The 22290-nt window shown below is 60.3% G+C and carries 15 protein-coding genes and 1 pseudogene; 8 read left to right on the forward strand and 8 right to left on the reverse strand.

Annotated features, from left to right (window positions below; translation table 11 throughout):
• Positions 1-128: 128 nt before the first annotated feature.
• Together KJQ96_RS04125 and KJQ96_RS04130 are read right to left on the reverse strand one after the other, a co-directional pair.
• Positions 129-1310 (reverse strand): acetate/propionate family kinase, encoded by a 1182-nt coding sequence (locus tag KJQ96_RS04125; RefSeq protein WP_309142361.1) that lies wholly within the window; start codon positions 1308-1310, stop codon positions 129-131.
• A 34-nt stretch (positions 1311-1344) separates the two neighbouring features.
• Positions 1345-3750, reverse strand: a complete 2406-nt coding sequence (locus tag KJQ96_RS04130) for a phosphoketolase (protein ID WP_213285420.1) — start codon at positions 3748-3750, stop codon at positions 1345-1347.
• Between the two features lie 509 nt (positions 3751-4259).
• On the opposite strand from KJQ96_RS04130, the gene KJQ96_RS04135 reads away from it, so the two are divergent.
• The 3 genes from KJQ96_RS04135 (at position 4260) to KJQ96_RS04145 (ending at position 7529) form a co-directional block, all read left to right on the forward strand.
• Positions 4260-4973 carry a dihydrofolate reductase family protein gene (locus tag KJQ96_RS04135; protein WP_213285514.1) on the forward strand — a complete coding sequence of 238 codons (714 nt, stop codon included), beginning with the start codon at positions 4260-4262 and terminating at the stop codon, positions 4971-4973.
• A gap of 311 nt (positions 4974-5284) precedes the next feature.
• Entirely contained in the window at positions 5285-6340 is a 1056-nt protein-coding gene (locus tag KJQ96_RS04140; protein ID WP_213285421.1) for a sugar phosphate isomerase/epimerase, read from the forward strand.
• A gap of 13 nt (positions 6341-6353) precedes the next feature.
• On the forward strand, positions 6354-7529 hold the full coding sequence (locus KJQ96_RS04145; protein ID WP_213285422.1) for a Gfo/Idh/MocA family protein: 1176 nt from the start codon (positions 6354-6356) through the stop codon (positions 7527-7529).
• A 232-nt stretch (positions 7530-7761) separates the two neighbouring features.
• Here the strand turns inward: KJQ96_RS04145 and fabF are convergent, their stop codons facing one another.
• From fabF to KJQ96_RS04160, 3 genes are all read right to left on the reverse strand, one after another.
• On the reverse strand, positions 7762-9024 hold the full coding sequence (gene fabF, locus KJQ96_RS04150) for a beta-ketoacyl-ACP synthase II (RefSeq protein ID WP_213285423.1): 1263 nt from the start codon (positions 9022-9024) through the stop codon (positions 7762-7764).
• A gap of 183 nt (positions 9025-9207) precedes the next feature.
• Positions 9208-10104 (reverse strand): alpha/beta fold hydrolase, encoded by an 897-nt coding sequence (locus KJQ96_RS04155; protein WP_213285424.1) that lies wholly within the window; start codon positions 10102-10104, stop codon positions 9208-9210.
• Between the two features lie 33 nt (positions 10105-10137).
• Positions 10138-10716 (reverse strand): TetR/AcrR family transcriptional regulator, encoded by a 579-nt coding sequence (locus KJQ96_RS04160; protein WP_213285425.1) that lies wholly within the window; start codon positions 10714-10716, stop codon positions 10138-10140.
• Positions 10717-10930: 214 nt separating this feature from the next.
• Here KJQ96_RS04160 and KJQ96_RS04165 point away from each other — a divergent pair, with 214 nt between their 5' ends.
• From KJQ96_RS04165 to KJQ96_RS04175, 3 genes are all read left to right on the forward strand, one after another.
• The gene (locus KJQ96_RS04165) at positions 10931-12040 is read left to right on the forward strand and encodes an efflux RND transporter periplasmic adaptor subunit (protein WP_213285426.1); all 1110 of its coding nucleotides are present in this window, start codon (positions 10931-10933) and stop codon (positions 12038-12040) included.
• 41 nt (positions 12041-12081) lie between these two features.
• Positions 12082-12570, forward strand: coding sequence for a nuclear transport factor 2 family protein (locus tag KJQ96_RS04170; protein ID WP_213285427.1), 489 nt, complete (start codon positions 12082-12084; stop codon positions 12568-12570).
• An 84-nt stretch (positions 12571-12654) separates the two neighbouring features.
• Positions 12655-15765 (forward strand): efflux RND transporter permease subunit, encoded by a 3111-nt coding sequence (locus KJQ96_RS04175; protein WP_213285515.1) that lies wholly within the window; start codon positions 12655-12657, stop codon positions 15763-15765.
• 278 nt (positions 15766-16043) lie between these two features.
• Here KJQ96_RS04175 and KJQ96_RS04180 read toward each other — a convergent pair.
• From KJQ96_RS04180 to KJQ96_RS04190, 3 genes and pseudogenes are all read right to left on the reverse strand, one after another.
• Positions 16044-16399: pseudogene (locus tag KJQ96_RS04180) on the reverse strand (ABC transporter permease); the annotation flags it as partial.
• Positions 16400-16439: 40 nt separating this feature from the next.
• Positions 16440-18896 (reverse strand): hypothetical protein, encoded by a 2457-nt coding sequence (locus KJQ96_RS04185; protein WP_249733709.1) that lies wholly within the window; start codon positions 18894-18896, stop codon positions 16440-16442.
• 92 nt (positions 18897-18988) lie between these two features.
• Positions 18989-20143: a mannosyltransferase family protein gene (locus KJQ96_RS04190; protein ID WP_213285428.1), complete on the reverse strand. Its 1155-nt coding sequence runs from the start codon at positions 20141-20143 to the stop codon at positions 18989-18991.
• Positions 20144-20765: 622 nt separating this feature from the next.
• On the opposite strand from KJQ96_RS04190, the gene KJQ96_RS04195 reads away from it, so the two are divergent.
• Positions 20766-21449 (forward strand): energy transducer TonB, encoded by a 684-nt coding sequence (locus KJQ96_RS04195; RefSeq protein ID WP_213285429.1) that lies wholly within the window; start codon positions 20766-20768, stop codon positions 21447-21449.
• Positions 21446-22180, forward strand: a complete 735-nt coding sequence (locus KJQ96_RS04200; protein WP_213285430.1) for an energy transducer TonB — start codon at positions 21446-21448, stop codon at positions 22178-22180. The genes KJQ96_RS04195 and KJQ96_RS04200 overlap by 4 nt, the downstream gene beginning before the upstream one ends.
• Positions 22181-22290 lie beyond the last annotated feature (110 nt).

The raw sequence follows: 22290 nt of genomic DNA on the forward strand, positions 1-22290 counted from the left end.
AACGAACGGGGCGGGACTCAATCGGGCACGCTTGCGCCCTTGGTCACCTCGCTTGGCGGAAGCGTAGAGTGGATTGCCGAACCGCAAGGATCATAAGGTCGAGCCGCCTCAGCCCTGCATCTTGGTCATTACGCTCCGGCTACCAGCGTAGAGCAGTGTCGAGCGATCACAATCTCCTCGTCGGCTGGGATAATGCGGATGTCAATTCGGCTATTTTTGGAGCTGATCCGGGTCCTGGAAAGCTCATTGGCTTTACCGTCGAGTTCGACACCCAGCCATCGCAGCCGGACACAGACGGCTGCCCGAACCGCACTGGCGTGTTCACCGATTCCGCCAGTGAATACCAGACAATCCATCCCACCGAGACTGTTGGCCATCGTCGATATTTGCCGGGCGATACTGAATGCGAAGAGATCGAGCGCCTCCGCGGCGCGGCAATCGGTGCTGGCAAGCAGTGTGCGAACGTCGTGGGAGATGCCGGACACTCCAAGGAGGCCGGATTCCCGATAAAGGAGACGTTCTATGTCGGCAGCAGACATCTGCATCGCCTGCTGCAAATACAGCAACACGCCGGGATCGATCGCCCCGCAACGCGTCCCCATGACAACGCCATCCAGGGCAGTCAGGCCCATCGTGGTATCGACGCTCCGTCCGTTCTGCATCGCGCAAAGGCTCGCGCCGTTACCAAGATGCGCGACGACTGTGCGGGCTGCAGCGAGGGAGGGCGAGAGACCGGCTAGTCGGCTCGCTACATATTCATAGGATAGTCCATGGAAGCCATAGCGCCGAATACCGATCTCCTCCAAACTTCGGGGAAGGGCGAAGCGGCTGACCGGTGGCTTGAGACCGTGATGGAAGGCGGTGTCAAAGCACGCGATCTGCGGCAGGTTAGGCCGCAACGAACTGATCTTGCGTATCGGGGTCAGGCACCGGGGCTGATGTAGCGGCGCGAGCGGCGTTAGTCCGTCTAACGCCTCAATGACTTCCAGGGATACCCGGACGGGATACGTGAAATGGCTGCCGCCATGGACGATGCGGTGTCCGATGGCAATGAGCGCCTTTCCTTGGCCTTCTACCCAGTCGAGAACATAGCCAAATAATCCACCATCGGCCGCTTCCGACTGAGTGCAGTGTATTTCGAGCACGACGTGCCCGCCGGCATCCTTCACGACGCATCGCGGTTCATCTTGATCTTCGTCGAGCAGACCCTTGCAAAACAATCGCGGATCGCCCCGGTCGTAGGTTTCGAACAGCGCAAACTTGATGCTGGAGGAGCCTGCATTGAAGACGAGAATGGTATCGGACATCATCGGCGCCCTCGGAGTTGAGCAGACGCTTTCGTGGTCAGTCGCCGGCTTCGGCGGCAGTCTTGTAGGGCCAGCTCCACTGCTGGATCTCAGGCATGTCCTCACCATGCTCGCGGACGTAGTGCGTGTGCTCGATCAGCTTGTTGCGAAATTGCTGACGTATATGTGCGGCCATCATGCTCAGCCCCGGCACACGATCGATCACATTGATGGCGAGATGGAAGCGGTCCAGGCGATTGAGTACGGCCATATCGAATGGCGTGGTCGTTGTGCCTTCCTCCTCGAAACCGTGAACGTGCATGTGATCGTGATTTGACCGCTTATAGGTCAGTCGATGGATCAGATAGGGATAGCCATGGTATGCGAAGATCACGGGCCTATCGCGGGTAAATATGACGTCATATTCCCGATCATCAAGGCCGTGCGGATGCTGGCTTTTTGGCTGCAGGGTCATCAGGTCGATGACGTTGACAACGCGGATCCTCAGTTCGGGCAGGGCCTTCCGCAACAGATCGACGGCAGCCAACGTCTCCAGGGTTGGAACGTCGCCTGCGCAGGCCATCACGACGTCGGGTTCGCCTCCCTCGGTCTTGTTGCCCGCCCATGTCCAGATACCGATGCCGGCCGCGCAATGTGTAGCAGCTTGCTCGATCGTCAACCATTGCGGTGCCGGCTGCTTGCCAGCAACGATAACGTTGATTCGATCATATGTTCGTAAACAGTGGTCGACCACCCATAGAAGCGTGTTTGCATCCGGCGCGAGATAGATCCGGACGATATCCGCCTTTTTGTTTGCGACAAGGTCGACGAAGCCGGGATCTTGATGACTGAACCCGTTATGATCCTGCCGCCAGACATGCGAGGTCAGGAGATAATTGAGTGAAGCGATTGGCCGCCGCCACGGCAGCTCACGCGCTACCTTCAGCCATTTGGCGTGCTGATTGAACATTGAATCCACGATGTGGATGAACGCTTCATAGCAGGAAAACAGGCCGTGCCGGCCGGTCAGCAGATAGCCCTCCAACCAGCCTTGGCAGAGATGTTCGCTCAAAACTTCCATCACGCGACCATCACGCGCGAGATTGGTGTCGTAAGGCTCGATGCTTTCCATCCAGACGCGATGCGTTACTTCGAAGACCGCATCGAGGCGGTTCGAAGCGGTTTCGTCAGGTCCCATGATGCGGAAGTTGCGCGCGTCACTGTTTAGCCGAACGACGTCTCTCAAGAACTGGCCGGCTTGACGCGTTGCTTCCGCGCGTGAACCGCCGGGACACGAAACGTCAACGGCATAGTCGCGGTAATCAGGCAGCTTGAGTTCGCGTCTCAGTAGCCCGCCACTGGCATGTGGATTGGCACCCATCCGGCGATCGCCGCTCGGCGCGAGCGCCTGCAATTCTGATTGCAGGCGGCCCTCAGCCTCGAAAAGCAGTTCGGGCTGATAACTGCGCATCCATTGTTCCAGCAGTTCCAGATGCTTCGGGTTACCCCGCGGATTGGCAATCGGTACTTGATGGGCACGCCAGAAGCCCTCGACCTTCAGTCCATCGACTTCCTTGGGGCCGGTCCAGCCTTTGGGACTTCGCAGCACGATGACAGGCCATCGCGGGCGCTGATCGGTCGTATGGCCTTCACGCGCCGCCCATTGGATGTGCCTGATGCGGTCGAGAGCGGTCTCCAGCGTCTCACTCATCATCCGATGCATTGCAGCCGGTTCATGACCTTCGACGAATAACGGCTCGTATCCGTAACCACAGAAGAGGTTCTTCACTTCCTCGTTGGTCATCCGGCCAAGCACAGTTGGATTAGCGATCTTGTAGCCATTTAGATGCAGGATCGGAAGCACCGCTCCGTCATGCAGGGGATTCAAGAACGTGTTGGAGTGCCAAGCGGCGGCGAGCGGTCCGGTCTCCGCTTCACCGTCGCCCACAACGCAAGCCACGATCAGGTCTGGATTGTCCAATGCCGCGCCAAAGGCGTGGACAAGCGCATAGCCGAGTTCGCCGCCTTCGTGGATCGAACCGGGTGTTTCGGGCGCAGCGTGGCTCGGAATGCCACCCGGAAAAGAGAACTGTCGGAACAGCTTTGCTATCCCTTCTGCGTCGCGGGTGATGTCGGGATAGATCTCGCTGTAGCTGCCTTCCAGATAGGTGTTTGCAACCATGCCAGGCCCGCCATGCCCCGGACCGCAAACGTAGATCACATTGAGATCGTGAGCGCGAATCAAGCGATTGAGATGGATATAAATGAAGTTCAGCCCGGGCGTTGTTCCCCAATGGCCGAGCAATCGCGGCTTGATGTGCTTGGCTTGAAGCGGCTCGCGAAGAAGGGGGTTATCCAGCAGGTAGATTTGTCCGACCGAAAGATAGTTCGCCGCCTGCCAGTATCGGTCGATAAGGTCCAGTTCTCGGCTCGTCAGCGAAAGCTCGGGTGACGTTTCTCGCATGCCAAACTCCCGCGGCAACAAGAAGCTCAGATAGTGGATGCATGTACGCTAAGTTGTCTATCCCGCCCCGTGACAACAATGTTGCGCGGGAATAGTTGCAAGACGCCAAGGCGAATAGCCAACCCGCGACGTACATGCGCCGCGTCAACGCCCGATGGTTATTGCGGTCCGATGTGATGAGGGTCGCTCCTTGGGCCGCCGCTGTAATGATGGCTGCCGCGGGACCATGCTTTGCCGGTAATCGTGTCGGTATCTTTCTTTCCCATATGATGGGGCACCACCGCCTTGGCGCCGCCATTGTAATGGTGGCCAACTGGGAAAGATCGAATCAGGCCTGGAAACACTGAACGTTCCAGGATCGATCGAAGTAACGATCTATCTCATCCGATGAAGAAGCGTCGCATTGTGGACGGCAAGGTCGACCAGGACTCACTGAACGGAAGCCCGTGACTTAGACGGAGATGATCAGTGACGAGCAAAACCGGAACTTAGCCTCGCGGAGCGAGTCAATGAAACCGTACGTAATTTGCCTGATGGCCGCGAGCGTCGATGGTCGGACGCTGCCAAGCCGCTGGCGCCCGAAGGGAGCGGGCGGGGACGTGTTCGAGCGGGTGCATGATGAACTCGCCGGTGATGCCTGGCTCATCGGCCGCGTGACAGGGCAGGAATTCGCCAAAGGCAAGCCGTACCCCGCTGCGACGAAGGAGACCTTTCCACGAAAGCCCTGGTTCGCAGGGCGCGATGCCAAAACGTATGGGGTCGTGCTCGATGCCCATGGCAAGATCGCCTGGGGCCGTGCTGACATCGGCGGCGATCCAATCGTGGTCGTCCTCTCGGAAGATATCTCAGAGGCGCACTTGGCGGGCCTGCGCGGCGAAGGCGTGTCCTACATCTTCGCCGGCAAATCCCAACTCGACCTTGCTCTCACGCTGGATATTCTCAATCGCGAACTCGGCGTGAAGCGCCTGCTGCTCGAGGGTGGAGGCGGCACAAATGGCGCCTTTCTGCGAGCCGGATTGGTTGACGAACTCAATCTGATCCTGCGCACTGCGGTGGATGGCGCGAAAGGTGCGCCAAGCGTGTTCGATTCCACCGAGGCCGAGTGCGATCAACGCGCTCCCGTCACCGCCATGACACTGGAGAGCAACCAAGTCCTAGAAGGTGGTGTAGTACTGTTGAGGTACCGGATTGAGAACGCTCCATCCCCCGCGACCGACCAATAATCTCCAGCACCGTCCGGCAGCAAAACACACCACGGTCGTAGCGGGCGCCGCCGTTCAACTGGATGCTCTTCGACTCAGTGGCGGCGCTGCTCGCCTTCGAAGGGGCGGAAAGGCAACGACGGGCACTATTCTGCATGCGCATCCTGATCCTTCATGGCACTCTCTGCCCCAGACCGCACAAGGATTGCCGTGATCTTCGAGGGAGATGACCACTTGTATGCCTCCTCTGCGGAGCGGTTTTCGAGTTTTGGTAAGATGTCGAGCTCAGCGGGCACGCGCTACTGGAGCATCCAGGGAAGAAGGAGCACTTCATGAAGATGATCAAGGGACCAGGGATATTCCTCGCTCAGTTCACCGCCGACGCCGCGCCGTTCAACTCCCTTGACGCGATCTGCGAATGGGCCGCCTCGCTTGGCTACGAGGGAATTCAGATCCCGAGCTGGGATGGGCGGCTCTTCGACCTCGGCAAGGCCTCGGAGTCCCAGGACTATGCCGATGAGGTGAAGGGGATTGCAGCCGGTCACGGGCTTTCCATCACCGAACTCTCGACCCATCTCCAGGGGCAGCTCGTCGCGGTTCATCCGGCCTATGACGCGGTATTCGACGGCTTCGCCGTGCCGGAGGTGCGGGACAATCCGAAGGCGCGCACCGAGTGGGCCGTCGACCAGGTCAAGCGCGCGATCCGCGCCTCACGGCGCCTCGGGCTTACGGCGCAGGCGACCTTCTCCGGCGCATTGGCCTGGCCCTATGTCTATCCCTGGCCGCAGCGTCCGGCAGGCCTCGTCGAGGCCGCCTTCGACGAGCTCGCCAGGCGCTGGCAGCCGATCCTTGATTATGCGGAGGAGCACGGCATTGATCTCGCTTATGAGATCCATCCAGGCGAGGACCTGCACGACGGTGTCTCCTATGAGATGTTTCTCGAGCGAGTGAATGGCCACACGCGCGCGAACCTGCTCTACGACCCGTCGCACTTCGTGCTGCAGCAGCTCGACTATCTCGACTACATCGATATCTATCACCAACGCATCAAAGCCTTCCACGTCAAGGATGCGGAGTTCAACCCGACGGGCCGCCAGGGAGTCTACGGCGGGTTCCAGAATTGGGTCGATCGTGCCGGCCGATTCCGCTCACTGGGCGATGGTCAAGTCGATTTCGGCGCGATCTTCTCCAAGCTCACGCAGTACGATTACGGCAGTTGGGCGGTGATGGAATGGGAATGCGCGCTGAAGCATCCTGAGCAAGGCGCGCGCGAGGGCGCCGAATTTATCAAAAGAAATATCATTCGAGTGACGGAGAAGGCCTTCGACGATTTCGCAGGTTCCAGCACCGACGACCAGATGAACCGCAAGATGCTTGGCATCTCCTGAGCGAGGAAGAAGAATGGCTATTGAGGCAAGCAGCGAGGCTAGCGGTCATGGTCGTATCCGGTTAGGCATGGTTGGCGGCGGCCAGGCATCTTTCATTGGTGCCGTCCACCGCATTGCCGCGCGTATCGACGACCAGTTCGAGTTGACAGCCGGCGCGTTGGCGTCGGATCCGGCCCGAGCCAAGGCCTCGGCGAAGGAGCTTGGTATCGCCAACGACCGCGCCTATAGCTCCTTCGAAGAGATGGCGAAGGCGGAGGCCGCGCGCCCCGACGGGATCGACGTGGTTTCGATCGTGACCCCCAACCACCTGCACGGCCCGGTCGCCAAGGCCTTCCTTGAAGCCGGCATCCACGTCATCTGCGACAAACCGCTGGCGACGACCGTCGCCGAGGCAGAGGAATTGGTGGAACTGGTCAGGAAGACGGGCAGGGTTTTCGTCGTGACCCACAACTACACGGGCTATCCCATGGTCCGACAGGCCCGCGTCATGGTCGCGAACGGCGATCTCGGCGAGATCCGGCTGGTGCAGGCCGAATACCTGCAGGATTGGTTGACGGAGCGAATAGAGGCAAGCGGCCATAAGCAGGCCGCGTGGCGCACGGACCCGACCCGATCCGGCCCTGGCGGATGCATCGGCGACATCGGCACCCACGCCTACAATCTCGCCTGCTTCGTCACCGGACTTGAGCTTGACGAACTTCTCGCCCAACTCTCGACCTTTGTTGGCGGCCGGCGTCTCGATGACGACGTTCAGATCCTCCTCAAGTGGAAGGGAGGTGCCAGAGGTATGCTCTGGGCGAGTCAGGTCGCGGTCGGCAATGAGAACGGCCTGACGCTGCGCGTCTATGGGACCAAGGGCGGCCTCGAATGGGTACAGGAAAATCCGAACCATCTGTGGTTCACCCGCTATGGGCAGCCCAAGCAACTCCTCACCCGCGGCGGTGCCGGCGCCTTGGTCGGGGCGGGCCGTCTCACCCGCGTGCCAGCGGGGCATCCCGAGGGTTACCTTGAGGGGTTCGCAACAATCTATACTGACGCAGCGCGCGCGATCCGCGCAGCACAGACCGGCAAACCGCCCGATCCGGCGGTGATTTTCCCAACGGTCGAGGATGGCCTCGCCGGCGTGAAGTTCATCGAAGCTGCGGTGAACTCATCCGCGAGCAATGGCGCCTGGGTTCGGATCACGTAAATGGCGAGGCGCCTGTCGGGCTGATTTTTCACGCCAGCCTAAGAGTTTCGGCGACTTCCTACACTTGATAGTGCGGGAGACGTGAAGCACTCGCCCGCAGCATGGCGACGCGCAATGAGCCGTTGGGAATGACGCGCAGCAAGCGGTTAAGGCCGCGAGGATGCCGAGGTCGGACGATCGGGCCGTCCCAAGCGCAGGTCGGTCGCTGGTGACCAATCCGGCTCAGGCTTGGTCATCGCCAACGTCGAAAGATGACGCTGGCGTTGACGCCCCCGAAGCCGAATCCATTCGAAATCGCATGCTCCATAGATATGCGCCTGGTCTCGCGGCCCACGAGGTCGACGCCATCAGCGGCCGGGTCGCCATTTTCGAGATTAAGAGTGGGCGGCGCGACCTGGTCGCGTAACGCGAGGATCGTGAAGATCGCTTCCGCTCCCCCGGCGGCGCCGAGCAGATGACCGGTTGCCGATTTGGTGGCGCTCACGGCAACCTTTCCATCGCGGCCGAATACGGTCTTGATCGCTTCCAGTTCAGAAACGTCGCCAACCGGCGTCGAAGTGGAATGGGCGTTGAGATGCTGGATGTCACCGGGCTTAAGGCCGGCCTGCCGCAAGGCGCCTTCCATGGCGCGGCGCGCGCCGTCGCCGTCCTCGGGCCCTGACGTGATGTGGTAGGCATCAGCGGTCGTGCCATAGCCGGCGATTTCGGCGATCGGTGGGGCGCCGCGCCGGAGCGCGTGTTCCAACTCTTCAATGACGAGAATACCGGCGCCTTCGCCCATGACGAAGCCGTCGCGGTCGCGGTCAAAGGGGCGGGACGCTCGCGCTGGCGTTTCGTTGAAGCCCGTCGAAAGAGCCCGGGCGGCGGCGAAGCCGCCGAGGCTCACGAGATCGATGCAGGCTTCCGAGCCACCGCAAATTGCAACATCCGCTTCTTCGGTTCGGATGAGGCGTGCGGCATCGCCGATCGCCTGCACGCTCGCGGCGCAAGCGGTGACCGGCGTACCGATGGGACCCTTGAAGCCGTAGCGGATGGAGATATGACCGGCCGCGAGATTTGCCAGAAAGGACGGCACGGTGAAGGGCGAGAGGCGCTTAACACCGCGCTGATCGGTGGTGCGAACCGCCTCGACGATCGCTGGAAAGCCTCCGATGCCCGATGCGACCACGGTCGCCGTGCGCTCCAGCGAATGTGCGTCGGAAGGCATCCATGCCGCTTGCGCTGTGGCCTCAGCCGTGGCGGCCAATGCGAACAGGATGAAGCGATCCATCCTTCGTTGATCTTTGGGGGCAACGATCACATCCGGATCGAAACCACCGTATGGGTCGTCGGCTTTCGTTGGGACGATTCCGGCAACTCGTGCGGGAAGGGTGGCCGCCCACTCCGGGAGTGCGGCAAGTCCTGAGCGGGCCGAGAGCAGCCGGGACCATGCCAATTCGCTGCCGCAACCCAGCGGTGATACTAATCCCAATCCAGTAACGACGACGCGACGCATGATCAATGACTTTCGAATTCGGCTTGGCTACCGGTTTAAGCCGGCAATCCCATCTGCTTGCGAAGGCTCTTGTCGAACATCCGTTCAGGGACGAAACGACGTTCGCAACACGCTATTCCCGCCCAAACATGTATTCGTCGCGCGGATCATTATGCGTAGACTTCCGCCCAGTGATTCAAGCTCTCAAGGGCTTGAACGTGATGGCACGCTCTTGTGTTGATCATTGCGGTCATTCTGTCTCAATATCACGCGAGCCAGCTCCGACGGATTTTCAACAGCCGAGAAGTGGCCGGTATTTTTGAGCGTCACCACCTGCGAGGCAGGAATCAGCGACCGTGTGCGTTCGCGTTCATTTGGCCGAGACCAATCGCTATCGCCATAAATGAGGGTCACAGGCGCCGAGATTTGCCGATAGTAATCGCGTGCCTTGCTCCAGGATCGCCAGCCTGCCAGCACTTTGCGTGCGATCCGCTTGTATCCCGGGCGGTGAGCTACTGCATCGAACTCGGCTAGCAAATCGGTCGGCAGTTTGCGCGGGTCGTGATATCCGCCGCCCATGATCTTGCCGAGGACCATCTTGTTTTCGAGCGATGCATTCATCGCGCCGAGCACCGGGATCTGCAAACTTCCGATGATAAAATTCGCAAACCAGTTGCCGCGTCGAATGCCGTCCCCGTAGCGGGTCTCGTAGTCGTAGGGGTTGATCGCATAGACCCGCTTCACCCGCTGCGGAAGCGACGCCGCCACTGTAAGGGCCAATGTCCCGCCGATCGACTCGCCAACAATCGTAACGGCCGACAGGTTTAGCTCCTCGATGAAACGAATGACGGTCTGCCTGAAGTAGGGCTCGTCGAAGCTCGCGTCTGGATCTATTGGTGAGTGTCCGTGGCCTGGGAGGTCAATGGCGTACACCGTGTGCGATCTCGCGAGAAGGGGCGCCAGACTGCGGAAATATTCGAGCTGCGTCCGGATGGTATGTATCAGAAGCAGCGGAGGCCCGCTGCCGATCTTTTGAAAACGTACGCTTAGCGTATCCGATATCTTGAGCAGACTTGGTTTGACTTCAGTCGCGCTACGCATTCGATCTCTCTCTGCTTTGAAGGCGACGATCTTTCAAGCGGCAGCGGTTTCGCGAACCTGTTCGACCGCCGCGTTCAGAAGAGCCTGAGCCAGATCGGGGTCGTTGACGACGCGCGATAGCGTCACCGCACCGACCATCGTCGAGAGAATGGCCATGGCCTTGCCACTGGACGCCTCGCCGTCGGTCTCCGCAATGAAGCGGCCGAGGACTTCGAGATGCGCCTTGATTCCCGCTTCGAATGCCGCTTTCACGTCGGACCCCTGTCTAGCGGCATCTGAGCCGAGCGCCACGATCGGGCAGCCGTCCATTTTTTCTTCGCGATGGTCGGCACTGAGGTAGAACGCGATCACCGCGCCAAGCGGATCATCAGGATTCTCCGCGGCCGCGTCCGACCATCGGCGGGAGGCGCTCTCCAATGCCCGCCTGGATGCCTCTGCCGCCAAATCCTCTTTTGACGCGAACTGCTTGTAAAAGCCGCCTTGGGTTAGCCCGGCACCCTTCATCAGATCCTTAAGGCCGATGCCGTCAAAGCCGCGCTCCCTGAAGAGGCGACTCGCCACATTGATCACGGTCTGGCGGTTCTCCGCGGCTTGAATGCGACTCACCCGCATCTTGGACCTCCATTTGGATTTCGGTCGAACTCTATATCTTAGATAGAGTGCGGACGCAATCTATCAAGTGGCACGGCTGAATCTCGCGTTTCCTGGGTCGAAAAGAGCGGTTTTTCTGAAGATCACATTCCCGTCAGTGTTCCAATTTAGATTGCGCTCGAAATCTAACTGCATTATAGAGTTCGAACGAAATCTAAGTGGCCTGGAGATGGCAATGAGAAAGAGCAGACTTTTGGTCTTGGCAGGTATCGCGATCGCGGCGTCCGGAGCGGCCGTCTTCGCTACTCTTGCCATTCCCGCCCAAGAAGCTTCCGCGGCTCGTGACCCGAGGCAGGAGCCGCCGATGGTCAGCCTGGTGACGGCAGCGCGAGTGAGCGGATCCGAACGCGGCTTCACGGGCATCATCGGGGCGAGGGTGCAGAGCAACCTCGGGTTTCGCGTCGCCGGCAAGATCGTGGAACGGCTTGTGAACACCGGTCAGCAGGTCAAAGCCGGTCAGCCGCTGATGCGGATCGACGAAACCGACCTTCGCCTTGCGGTCACCGCGAAGCGCAATGCCGTTGCTGCAGCGCGTGCATCTGTTGTTCAGACCGACGCGGATGAACAGCGATACGCCAAGTTGGTGAGCAACGGATGGGCTTCCCGACAGCGCTATGAGCAAGCGAAGGCCGCGTTGGATACGGCCGAGGCGCAACTCGCCACCGCCGAAGCGGATGCGCGGGTCGCCGAGAATGAGGCGACCTACTCGGTCCTGGTGGCGGATGCGGACGGAACGGTGATCGAAACGCTTGGCGAGCCCGGGCAGGTCGTCTCGGCTGGCCAAACAGTCGTTCGGATCGCAAAGGCCGGTCCCCGCGAAGCGGTGGTCGCGCTTCCCGAAACAATCCGACCGGCGATCGGGTCGGTGGCCGAGGCCAGCCTGTATGGAAACGATGGGCGCCGCTATACGGCACATCTCCGGCAGCTGTCGGATTCCGCCGATGCCCAGACCCGCACCTATGAGGCCCGCTATGTGCTCGACGCGGAAGCCGCGGCGGCACCGCTTGGAGCGACGGTCACCATTCGCCTTGCAAGCCAGGAGACTCGGCCGGAAGTCCAGGTGCCGCTGGGAGCTGTGCTCGATGACGGCCGAACGACCGGCGTTTGGGTCTTCGACAGCGGTACGTCGACCGTACACTTTCGGCCCGTCAAGCTTGCACGTCTGACCAGCGAAACCGCCGTGATCTCCGGATTGAGCTCTGATGATCGGGTTGTTTCGCTCGGCGCTCACCTCCTCCAGGAGGGCGCTCGCGTCAGGACTGCGTCTGAAAACAAGGGAAACTAACGAGCTTCAATCTTTCCGCGATCACCGTCGGAGGACGGCAAATGCTATACAGCTACGTTGTTAAGAAAGAAATCCGAAAGACCTTCGACCACGTCAACAACCATCGCTGGGATGACGCGGTAAAAGCGGTCGCGCCGGATGTCCATCACCGCGTTTCCGGCGCCCACGCGCTTGCTGGTGAGCGCCATAACAAAGAAGCCCTGCGCCGTTGGTTTGAGCGTCTCGGCCGCGTCCAGCCCACTCTCCATATCACGGTCAACAACATCTGGGTGAAAGGCTGGCCGTGGCACACCACCGTGTTTGCCCAGTGGGACGCCACCGCAACGCTGCTCAACAGCGACGCGTACGTCAACCGTGGTCTCCACGTGTTCACCCTGCGGTGGGGTAGAGTTTATGCACTCGAGGAATTTCAAGATTCACAGGAGGCGGCCCGTGGGCTTGCGGCCCAAGCGGCAGCCGGCCTCAAAGAAGCTGTCGCCGAACCAATTGAGAGCTCGCAGAAGCGCAGTCAGAGATCGCGCGTTTTTTAGGTAAACGCGGTTCACTCGGCGCCCACCTGCTGCAGGACGGCGCGAGCGTCAGGACGAACGTCGAGGAATAGGAGTGGCCAAGTGATGAATTTCAATCTTTCCGCGATCGCCGTTCGTGAACGGGCCGTCACCTTGTTCTTCATCGTCCTGCTGGCGGCGGCAGGCGCTTACGCCTTCGTAATGCTCGGGCGGGCCGAGGACCCCTCCTTCACCATCAAGACCCTGACGGTTACGACGGTATGGCCAGGCGCGACGTCGCGCGAGATGCAGGACCAGGTCGCCGAACCGTTGGAGAAGCGGCTTCAGGAGCTGACCTGGTACGACCGGGTAGAGACGACCACACGGCCAGGTTATGCCTACATGACGGTTACGCTGAAGGACAGCACACCGCCATCTAGCGTGCAGGATGAGTTCTATCAGGCCCGCAAGAAGCTTGGAGATGAAGCGCGCAAGCTGCCCTCTGGTGTGCTCGGCCCCTTCGTCAACGACGAATATTCGGACGTGAGCTTCGCCCTTTATGCCCTCAAGGCGAAGGGCATGCCGATGCGGGAACTTGCGAGGCAAGCCGAGACCATTCGCCAGGACCTCCTGCACGTGCCCGGCGTCAAGAAGATCAACATCCTCGGTGAACGCCCCGAACAGATATTCATCGAGTTCTCCTATGCCAAACTGGCAACCCTCGGCGTGTCGGCACAGGATATTGTTGCCGCCTTGCAGCGGCAGAACACCGTCACACCGGCAGGCTCGATCGATACCAAGGGGCCGCAGGTCTTCATCCGGGTCGACGGCGCCTATGACAGCGTCCAGGCGATCGCCGACACGCCGATCGTCGCTGCGGGGCGGACGCTGAAACTCTCCGACATCGCCGAAGTCCGCCGCGGCTACGAGGACCCTCCCACCTATCTCATACGACACCAGGGTGAGCCCTCCATCATGCTCGCGGCGGTTATGCAAGAGGGCTGGGATGGCCTCGCGCTCGGCAAGGCGCTGGAGGAGAGGTCCGCAGCTATCGCCCGGACGCTGCCACTCGGGATGACTCTGGCCAAGGTCAGCGACCAGGCCGTCAACATCACCTCGGCGGTTGACGAATTCATGATGAAGTTCGCGATGGCGCTCGGCGTGGTGTTGCTGGTGAGCCTTCTCAGCCTCGGCTGGCGCGTCGGCATCGTCGTGGCGGCTGCCGTGCCTCTGACGCTCGCCGTCGTGTTCCTCATCATGCTGGAAACCGGCCGGTTCTTCGACCGCATCACGCTCGGCGCTCTCATCCTGGCGCTTGGTCTTCTCGTCGACGACGCCATCATCGCCATCGAGGTAATGGTGGTGAAAATGGAAGAGGGCATGGACCGCATCAAGGCGGCGGCCTACGCGTGGAGCCACACTGCCGCGCCGATGTTGTCGGGCACGCTCGTGACGGTCGCCGGCTTCCTGCCGGTCGGCTTCGCGCGCTCGACGGCGGGCGAATACGCCGGCAACATCTTCTGGGTCGTGGGGTTCGCCCTCATCGTCTCCTGGATCGTCGCGGTGATCTTCACGCCCTACCTAGGTGTCAAGATGCTGCCCGCGATCAAGCCGGTCGAAGGCGGTCACCACGCGATTTACGGCACACCGAACTATCGGCGCCTGCGAAGCCTCATCACCTTCGCCGTGCGCCACAAGTTCGTAACCAGCGGCATCGTCGCCATCGCCTTCGCGCTTTCCGTCGTCGGCATGGGCGCGGTCAAGCAGCAGTTCTTCCCGACATCCGACCGCCCCGAAGTGCTGGTGGAGGTTCGTCTGCCGGAAGGCACCAGCATTGGGACGACGACTGCCACAGTCGAGAAGCTCGAACAGTGGCTGAACCACCAGTCGGAGGCCAAGATCGTCACGAGCTATGTCGGTCAGGGCGCTCCCCGATTCTTCTTCGCGATGGCGCCGGAGCTGCCTGATCCGGCCTTCGCCAAGATCGTCGTGCTTACACCGGACGCGGAGGCGCGCGAGGCTTTGAAGCACCGGCTCCGACAGGCGGTGTCACAGGGGCTTGCACCTGAGGCCAATGTGCGCGTCACTCAGCTTGTGTTCGGACCGTACACGCCGTTCCCGGTCGAGTTTCGGGTCATGGGGCCTGATCCGGCGCAATTGTACGCGATCTCTGAAAAAGCCATCGATATCATGCGTGGCGTTCCCGATGTGCGGCAAGCGAACCGCGATTGGGGCAATCGCACACCCGTGCTCCGCTTCATCCCGGATCAGGATCGACTGAACCTCATCGGCCTCTCGCCAGCGGAGGTGGGCCGGCAACTCCAGTTCCTCCTCACTGGCATCCCCGTTACGCAGGTCCGCGAGGACATCCGCAATGTCCCCATCGTGGCACGCAGCGCCGGCGGCGAGCGGCTGGATCCGGCGCGCCTGGCGGATTTCTCTCTGATGAGCAGGGACGGCCGCCCGATTCCGCTCGACCAGATCGGCCATTCGCAAATCCGTCTGGAAGAGCCGATCATGAAGCGCCGCGATCGCACACCCGTGGTCACGATTCGGTCTGATATCAATGAGGCAACCCAGCCTCCAGAGGTCTCTAAGGAGATCAAGACGGCCCTTCAGCCGCTGATCGCATCCCTTCCGGCCGGCTATCGCATCGAATTGGGCGGATCGATCGAGGAGGCAACCAAGGCCAATGACGCGTTGGCGACGGTCTTTCCCGCCATGATCGCCGCCATGTTGATCGTCATCATGCTGCAGGTGCGATCCTTCTCGACGATGGCCATGGTCATGCTGACAGCACCGCTTGGACTTGTCGGCGTCGTGCCCGTGTTGCTCGCTTTCAACCAGCCCTTCGGATTCAATGCCATTCTGGGCCTGATAGGACTGGCCGGCATCCTGATGCGCAACACGCTGATCCTGACCGAACAAATCAAGGAGAACCGTGCTGCCGGCCTTGACGACTATCACGCCGTCATCGAGGCCACGGTGCAACGCACGAGGCCGGTGATCCTGACCGCACTTGCCGCCGTGCTGGCCTTCATCCCTCTCACGCATTCCGTCTTCTGGGGATCGATGGCCTATACGCTGATCGGCGGCACCGCGGTCGGCACGGTGCTGATCCTGCTGTTCCTTCCTGCGCTTTACGCCACGTGGTTTCGGGTCAAGCCGACTGCAGATGAGATCCATGAGGATTCGACGGAGGAATCGGAATTGCAAACAGCAATGGCTGCCGAGTAGGGCTCTGTTGGATCCATGAATCGTCCGGTCCGAACGGGATAAGATTCCGACCAGGCGCGTGTGCGGATTTCGCGTCGGTTACCATAGGACCTTATGGTCGTGCGGCGCGATCATGGAATTCGGACGTTGATTTACCCGAAGTTTCAAACGTCTTCGCGTCGCCCGAAGCGTCGTTGCAACTGCGATGTTACTTTGCATGGGGTTGTTTTCGATATTTTAGTTGGGTCGGATATGGTCGGGTGCGCGCCCTTGAACGCGAAGCAGGGGATCTATGGAAGCCCTGCGAAGACGTCCAGCAATGCGATGGAGGAGGACGGCATGATCTGCTTGAGGAACGCGCCGAACCGGTCGGCTTCCGAACTGGGTATGTCCAGGAAATAGAACGCCGGCGTCCGCCCGGGAGCGAGGCGAGAAATTGGCGGCGCAGATTGCCGTCGATCTGGGTGATGGTGACGAGCACCGCCAGCCCAAGACCGAGCCGCAGCACGACCGACGGCGTCAGCGCGCCGGGCCGATGGATGTTGGCGATCGCCAGCCGCAGCATGGTGATGCTGGACCGCGGCAGGCGCCGCGCCAGCGCCATCAGGCCGGCGGCGACGCCACGCAACAGCGCAACCGAAGCGACGACGAACACGGGTCTTGCCTCGCCGAAGACGCGGTATTCGGACTTCCCTTTACTGATGTGGCCGCCGAATCGTGGCGCCGTCCTTTCCTGCGATATAAGCCCCGGGGCCAACGGCCTCCTCGGCGGACAAGTCGATGGACTGCACCCTGCGGCTTGCAATGATCACGATGGCGCAGATCGCATAAGAGCACACCCCCAGCGCATAGGTCTTGGCGATGCCGAATTGGATCGACAACGCCACTCCCAGCACCGACGCCAGCATCGACGTAATTCCGTTGGTGCTCCAGAAGAACGGCAGTAGTTCATGGTGGCGGCGCCACACACCAAGGCCGAGCGGGAACATCATCCCCATGCAGAATGCAGGAAGAGCCAGCAGCAGCACGGACACCAGAATACGCATGTCGGTTGACAGCGACCGCGCCCAGGTGGTGACCAGCGGCGTCAGCAGCGCTGCCAGCACGAGCGTGGTGAGCAGGGCGGCAATCCTGAAGAAGGTGACGCGTGATCGGGAGGAGGTATCCGCACCGACCGTGGCGCTGCCAATCCCGCTAAAGAGAAGAATTGTGAATAGCACGACGCTCAGCCCGTAGACGGGATGTCCGAGAAAGACCATGAGGCGCTGCATCTGCGATATCTCGATCAGCATGAAGCCCATCCCGATCGCGCTGAAATAGACCACGGGCGGCGCCAGCGTCGCCATTGGCATTCGCCTCGCAAGACGTTGGAAGGGCAGCACGATGTAATATCCGCAAGCGCAGAGCGCTGCGATGATGAGCAAGCCGGTGATGCCGATCGCTACATTATTGCTCATGATGTCCCAACTTTGCGTGCTCAGGAAATCGCTGAAGCGGGACGTATAGAAGAAGAACGGATTGTCATCCGTCGAAGCAGCGATGTTTTCCGGAAGCGAATCGAAGAAAGCCTGGTCCGCCTTGTCGGACAGCAAGGTTGAGGTGACGGCATCGAAGGTGATGTCCGGTCCCAACAATATCTTGAAGCCCTGCGCCTGAAGTCTCTCTCGCGCGCCTTGCCATTCTGCGTCGCTGAACGCGTCAGGCCGGGTAATGACCGTCACGATGCCGCCGACGTTGACCGCGACGACGTGATGCCGCAGCTCCCCGGCCGACACTCCTTTGCGCTGCAGCGCGCTCGCGCCAATCGCGATCAGTCGGTATAATTCGCCACGGTGCTTCTCGGCATCGTACCAGCGTGATACCGACAACAGCCCGCCAGGCTTGAGCGCCCGGTAAAAATCATCCCACGCCTCCACGGTATAGAGACGATTTTCGGTGAGCGTCAGGCCACCGGCCGCCGTCGCCGCCCAGGTGTCGATGAGTGAAATCTGCACCAGGTCGTACCGCTCGGGCGAGTGGTTGATGTAGCTTCGCGCCTCGGCATTGACCAAGGATACGCCGGGCTGGCGATAGAGATGGCCGGAGAAATCGGCGAATTTTTCGGTGAGCACTTCGAAGATCGCCGGGTTGATCTCAATTGCGCGAATCCGGCTGGCGCCGAAGAGCAGACCGGAAAGGATGTCACGGCCGCCGCCGACGCCAACGACAGCGACGTCGGCCGCCGGCTGCACGAGGTAGGCTGCATTGATGACATCATCTTTCAGGTAGCCGAGCTTTCCGATGTCGCCGTCATACCTGGTGATGACCGTGCCTGCATCGGCATCGATGTCGAGGTAGTGTTGGTCGACCCGGGCATCAGGAGCGCGTACCAGACCCCAGCCAAACGGGACCTTCCCGGCCAATTCGCGCACCCTTACCCGCGAATAGGTATTCCAGCGTTCGAACAGCGTGCCGGTCTGCTCGGCACCCTTCGCCCAGAACACACCGAGATGGCTTCGACCGGTCAGGTCAAGGCCGGAGTGCACGGTGGCGGCGACGGCCAGTGTGAGCGCGACAGCCCCGCTCAAACGCACACTGCGGACATCTTCGCTGCGTCTCGCGACGATCCAGCCAACGCCGGCAGCAAGGGCTCCGATCCATAACGTGGCGCTTACGGGATCAATCACCAGCAGTATGAAGATCACCCCGAGACATCCAACTGCGGCGCCCAGGAGGTCGGCTGCATAGAGCCACCCGCCGCCAAATGGCAAACGCGTCAGCAACAGCGTGATGCAAATCCCGCCTTCCGTGAACGGAGCCACAAAGGCGATGATCGCCAGCGCCAGGGCGAGGGGCACATTTTCTGCGGATACAGCGAGCGGCACGCACAGGAAGACGATCATTGCGCCAACGCTGCTGAGCGCGAACCATGACGCATGGCGGGCGAATTCGATTCCGACCCGATCGGCGGCATAACGGGCGGGTTTGCCGTAGACCTTCATCGCTCCGCGCGTAAGCCCGAGCATGGCAAGTGAAATGGCAGCAAATGCGAAATGATAATGGAGCATAACGCTGAAGAATCGCGTTATCAGGATCTGGTAGGAAAGCGTCGCGAACGCCAGCACAAAGATTGCCAGATAATAGCGACCGTGAATCTTGGATATGGCTTGCAATGAGCTACCCTCTCAGTGGAGCCCTGATGGGGGCTCTATTGGGTGCGCTTTGACCAACTCGCGCTGCTTCGCTGCTTAAGTACTTGTAGCGATCAACCAATCCAAATTCTACGAGCAAACAAGGCGGTGTTCATGAACAAGGACGCGCCGAAGAGTCCTATCACTCCTGCCAAAAGCCACTTTGCTCGCAATCCTAAATCAGCCAACGTCACAAACAGGGGAAATGAAACGAGATTAAATCGACTCATGGAGACGAAGCCTGCTGGCCCACCGCTGAGTGTTAGATATGGCAGAAGCAGGACAGCCATAGCGAACAGTGTCCAGCTTGAGCGCAGTCGAGACCAGCCCAAAACAATCAGGACAATGAACAATAATGTAAACCAGCTAGCTTGTCCCCAAGGATTCCAGTCATTGAGCATCATTCGCGTGAACGGCTCAAGCTTTAGTGCTGCAATTAACCTTGTCGCTAGCGTCGTTCCTTGATGGAAAGCCGCCTGCCCATCCACAAAAGCAAACGGAGTTCCGAAAGCGCTCCAGAGGTAGATCATGAATAGCCAGATGCCCGACGTCGCAAGAAGGACGCATGGCAGGAGGGCAAGAAGGAACTTCGTCTGACCGCGATTGGCCCACATCTCCCAAAGAAGGACAGGCAATAGGACGACGCCCGTCGATCGAGTAGAGACTGCCAGGCCTGCAAGCAGTGCTGCCGATAAGTAGTACTTTCGTTTCAAAGCATGAAAAAACGAGACGATCAGCAGCAGTGCCAAGGGCTCGGTATACCCGGCCGATAGCAAGACCGAAGCAGGAAAAAAGCTGAGCAGCGCCGTTGTAGCGAGAGCCAGTTGATCACCAAATTCCTCGCGGACCAGCTTGAAAAGGACGATGATCGCGAGGAATCCCGCGACGTTCGATACCAACAGCAATGCATCCGCAGGCGTGAGACCGCTAATCGTCGCCAAGCCCCGTGCGAGCATCGGATACAGCGGGTAAAATACGATGTTCTGTTGAACAGTCAGATCGCCGTTATACTGATAGCCATTTGTGACGATCTTGAAATACCATTCCGAATCCCATTGCAGCAGTTGGTGGTACCAGATCGGTCCCGCAGACCAGACATCTGGCCCGGAGGGCAAATATTTTTGGGAGAATACCAGTCCGAGTGCGACCACCACCCGCGAACAAAAGAATATCAGGATGGCCAAACAATAGGGAAGCCAAGAGGGATCTTTCCAAGTGGGATAGCGCATCTCCATTCCATACTGTCGCTCGGTAAGAGCCCAAGATCAATTGCCCCAAGTGTACCGCCTTGACATTTTTGCGGGCATGACGCGGCAGACTAGGTGCCGACCCAGGTCCGCGCGTCGGCGGGGGCGGACAGCGGCGAAGACGCGCAGCAAGGAACAGGTTCAATCGTCAGGTCGAGCGGAGCGAGGCGCTCTAATTCATTGCGGCTTCACTTTGAGCGCAAGCAAGGCAATGGCTATTGCAGTGAGGCCGTGGCTAGGTTGCGACGCGCTCGCGCCGGAGCGGCCTCGACAGGCAAGTCGACGCGCGCGATGAGATAGCTGTCACATAAACGATATAAAGGACGCTGTCGCTTGTACCACTGCCGGCAACGATCTAGGCATGTCGACGAAAAGTCGCCTTCTATCGATCGGACGGGCCGGACGAGCATTGGTACGGGTATTGGCCGATTAAAGCAGCGCTATGCAGACAATTGCATCATATGTCGTCAAGGCAAGAGAAGCCCGTTCAGTTTCTTGCCCGGGTGATGGTCGCGTCGCAGTGTTTCGACGTCTGGGACGGCGTTTGGCGCGATATGGAAGCGCGATCGGATCGGGCAATGATCGGAGAAATCGAAAATTCCTTGTGGTGGCATACGCGGCATTGCTGACGGCTGGCATCTACGCCGCCGAGGCAGAGGATCGCCAGGTCGCCAAAGCGGGTGAACGGATCGCATTCAGTATCCCGCGCCAACCGCTCGCCGGCGCTTTGCAGGCCTACGGGCAGGCGACCGGCATTCAAGTGCTCTACGAGAGCAACTCTGCCGTTGGCCGGACGTCGGGCGCCGTCGAAGGAACGTTCACCGCGGATGCCGCACTCAACCTGCTCCTGGCAGAAACCGATCTGAAGGTTCGCTACATCCGTCCCGACGCGATTACACTCGCCCTTCCATCTGCGGAGGGTGTCAGCTATACGCCGCCGGCAATCCCGCTGGGATCGTCAAGCCTGTCCTTGGGAACGTTGCGGGTACGCGGGACGAACGACGACGCCGCCGGGCTGCAGGACTTCAGCCAAAGGCTGCAGATGGATATTCAGAACGCCCTTCGAAAAAATCCACGGACACGGGACGGCAGCTACCGTGCAGTGCTTGATCTCTGGATCGATTCCGCAAGGACGATCGAGCGAACGGAACTATTTCGGTCGACAGGCGATCGTGACCGCGACGCGGCGGTTGCAGCGGCGCTGCGCGGGGTGACGGTCAGCCGGGCGACGCCGGCGAACACGCCGCAGCCGGTCCGCGTTGTTATCGTCGTAAGATCGCTGCAATGAACTTCGACGAGATTCAGAGACGAAATCAGAAGGGCGCGGCATCGTTGCTGCCGAGCACATCGCCGCCCTATGAGGACGAGCCCGGAACGTGGTCGTCGCGAGAAATCTTGCGGCTTTTCACCGTGCCTGCCTTGGCAACCCTGCTGTTCGTCGGTGGCGTATACTGGATCAGGCTGCAAACGCCGTCAGGCTCGATGGGCCAGCAGCAGGCCTCCGTCGTGCAGGTTCATCTGCTTCCGCGCCCTGATGCTGCGCCGATCGTCACGGCTTCGACGTCGCATTCGAGCGCACAAGACGTCACTGGCCGTACCGACACATCCTCGAAGGAGCCGAGCCCATCGACCTCCGATGAGACGGTTCCTGTTCCGAGAGCTTTTTCGCCTGCAGAGGCGCCACCATCGAACGTTCTGTCGGCGCCATCGGCGGTAAGCGGGCCCGCAGACAGCGCCGCCGTGAAATTCCAGCAGGCGCTGCTGCGGCATGTCGCGCAATATCAGCGTTACCCGGCCGCAGCCAGTGCGCGGCGTCTGCAGGGAAACGTCGATACGCAGTTCTCGATGAGCCGCGAGGGCAAGGTTCTCGGCGTCTGGGTCAGAACGAGCTCAGGTCAGACCTTGCTCGACAAGGAGGCGATGGAGACGATTCGGCGGGCGCAGCCGTTGCCGCCGATACCTCCCGAATTGCCCGACCGTCTGAACATTCACGTGCAGCTGGTGTTCGATCCGCCCTGACCAACTCCTGGTAGGGGAGTTGAACAGGTCTGTTGGCGAGATCACCGTTGATTGCGAACTGGCGCGCCTGATGCTCTCTCGTAGGTGTTATTCCTCCCGTCATAAATGTG

Source organism: Bradyrhizobium sp. sGM-13, from assembly GCF_018398875.1.
GTDB lineage: Bacteria > Pseudomonadota > Alphaproteobacteria > Rhizobiales > Xanthobacteraceae > Bradyrhizobium.

What these genes read in the sequence shown, in the direction of transcription:
- KJQ96_RS04125 (WP_309142361.1), bottom strand. Translation starts at nt 1,310, where the DNA reads ATGATGTCCGATACCATTCTCGTCTTCAATGCAGGCTCCTCCAGCATC.
- KJQ96_RS04130 (WP_213285420.1), bottom strand. Translation starts at nt 3,750, where the DNA reads ATGCGAGAAACGTCACCCGAGCTTTCGCTGACGAGCCGAGAACTGGAC.
- KJQ96_RS04135 (WP_213285514.1), top strand. Translation starts at nt 4,260, where the DNA reads ATGAAACCGTACGTAATTTGCCTGATGGCCGCGAGCGTCGATGGTCGG.
- KJQ96_RS04140 (WP_213285421.1), top strand. Translation starts at nt 5,285, where the DNA reads ATGAAGATGATCAAGGGACCAGGGATATTCCTCGCTCAGTTCACCGCC.
- KJQ96_RS04145 (WP_213285422.1), top strand. Translation starts at nt 6,354, where the DNA reads ATGGCTATTGAGGCAAGCAGCGAGGCTAGCGGTCATGGTCGTATCCGG.
- fabF (WP_213285423.1), bottom strand. Translation starts at nt 9,024, where the DNA reads ATGCGTCGCGTCGTCGTTACTGGATTGGGATTAGTATCACCGCTGGGT.
- KJQ96_RS04155 (WP_213285424.1), bottom strand. Translation starts at nt 10,104, where the DNA reads ATGCGTAGCGCGACTGAAGTCAAACCAAGTCTGCTCAAGATATCGGAT.
- KJQ96_RS04160 (WP_213285425.1), bottom strand. Translation starts at nt 10,716, where the DNA reads ATGCGGGTGAGTCGCATTCAAGCCGCGGAGAACCGCCAGACCGTGATC.
- KJQ96_RS04165 (WP_213285426.1), top strand. Translation starts at nt 10,931, where the DNA reads ATGAGAAAGAGCAGACTTTTGGTCTTGGCAGGTATCGCGATCGCGGCG.
- KJQ96_RS04170 (WP_213285427.1), top strand. Translation starts at nt 12,082, where the DNA reads ATGCTATACAGCTACGTTGTTAAGAAAGAAATCCGAAAGACCTTCGAC.
- KJQ96_RS04175 (WP_213285515.1), top strand. Translation starts at nt 12,655, where the DNA reads ATGAATTTCAATCTTTCCGCGATCGCCGTTCGTGAACGGGCCGTCACC.
- KJQ96_RS04190 (WP_213285428.1), bottom strand. Translation starts at nt 20,143, where the DNA reads ATGCGCTATCCCACTTGGAAAGATCCCTCTTGGCTTCCCTATTGTTTG.
- KJQ96_RS04200 (WP_213285430.1), top strand. Translation starts at nt 21,446, where the DNA reads ATGAACTTCGACGAGATTCAGAGACGAAATCAGAAGGGCGCGGCATCG.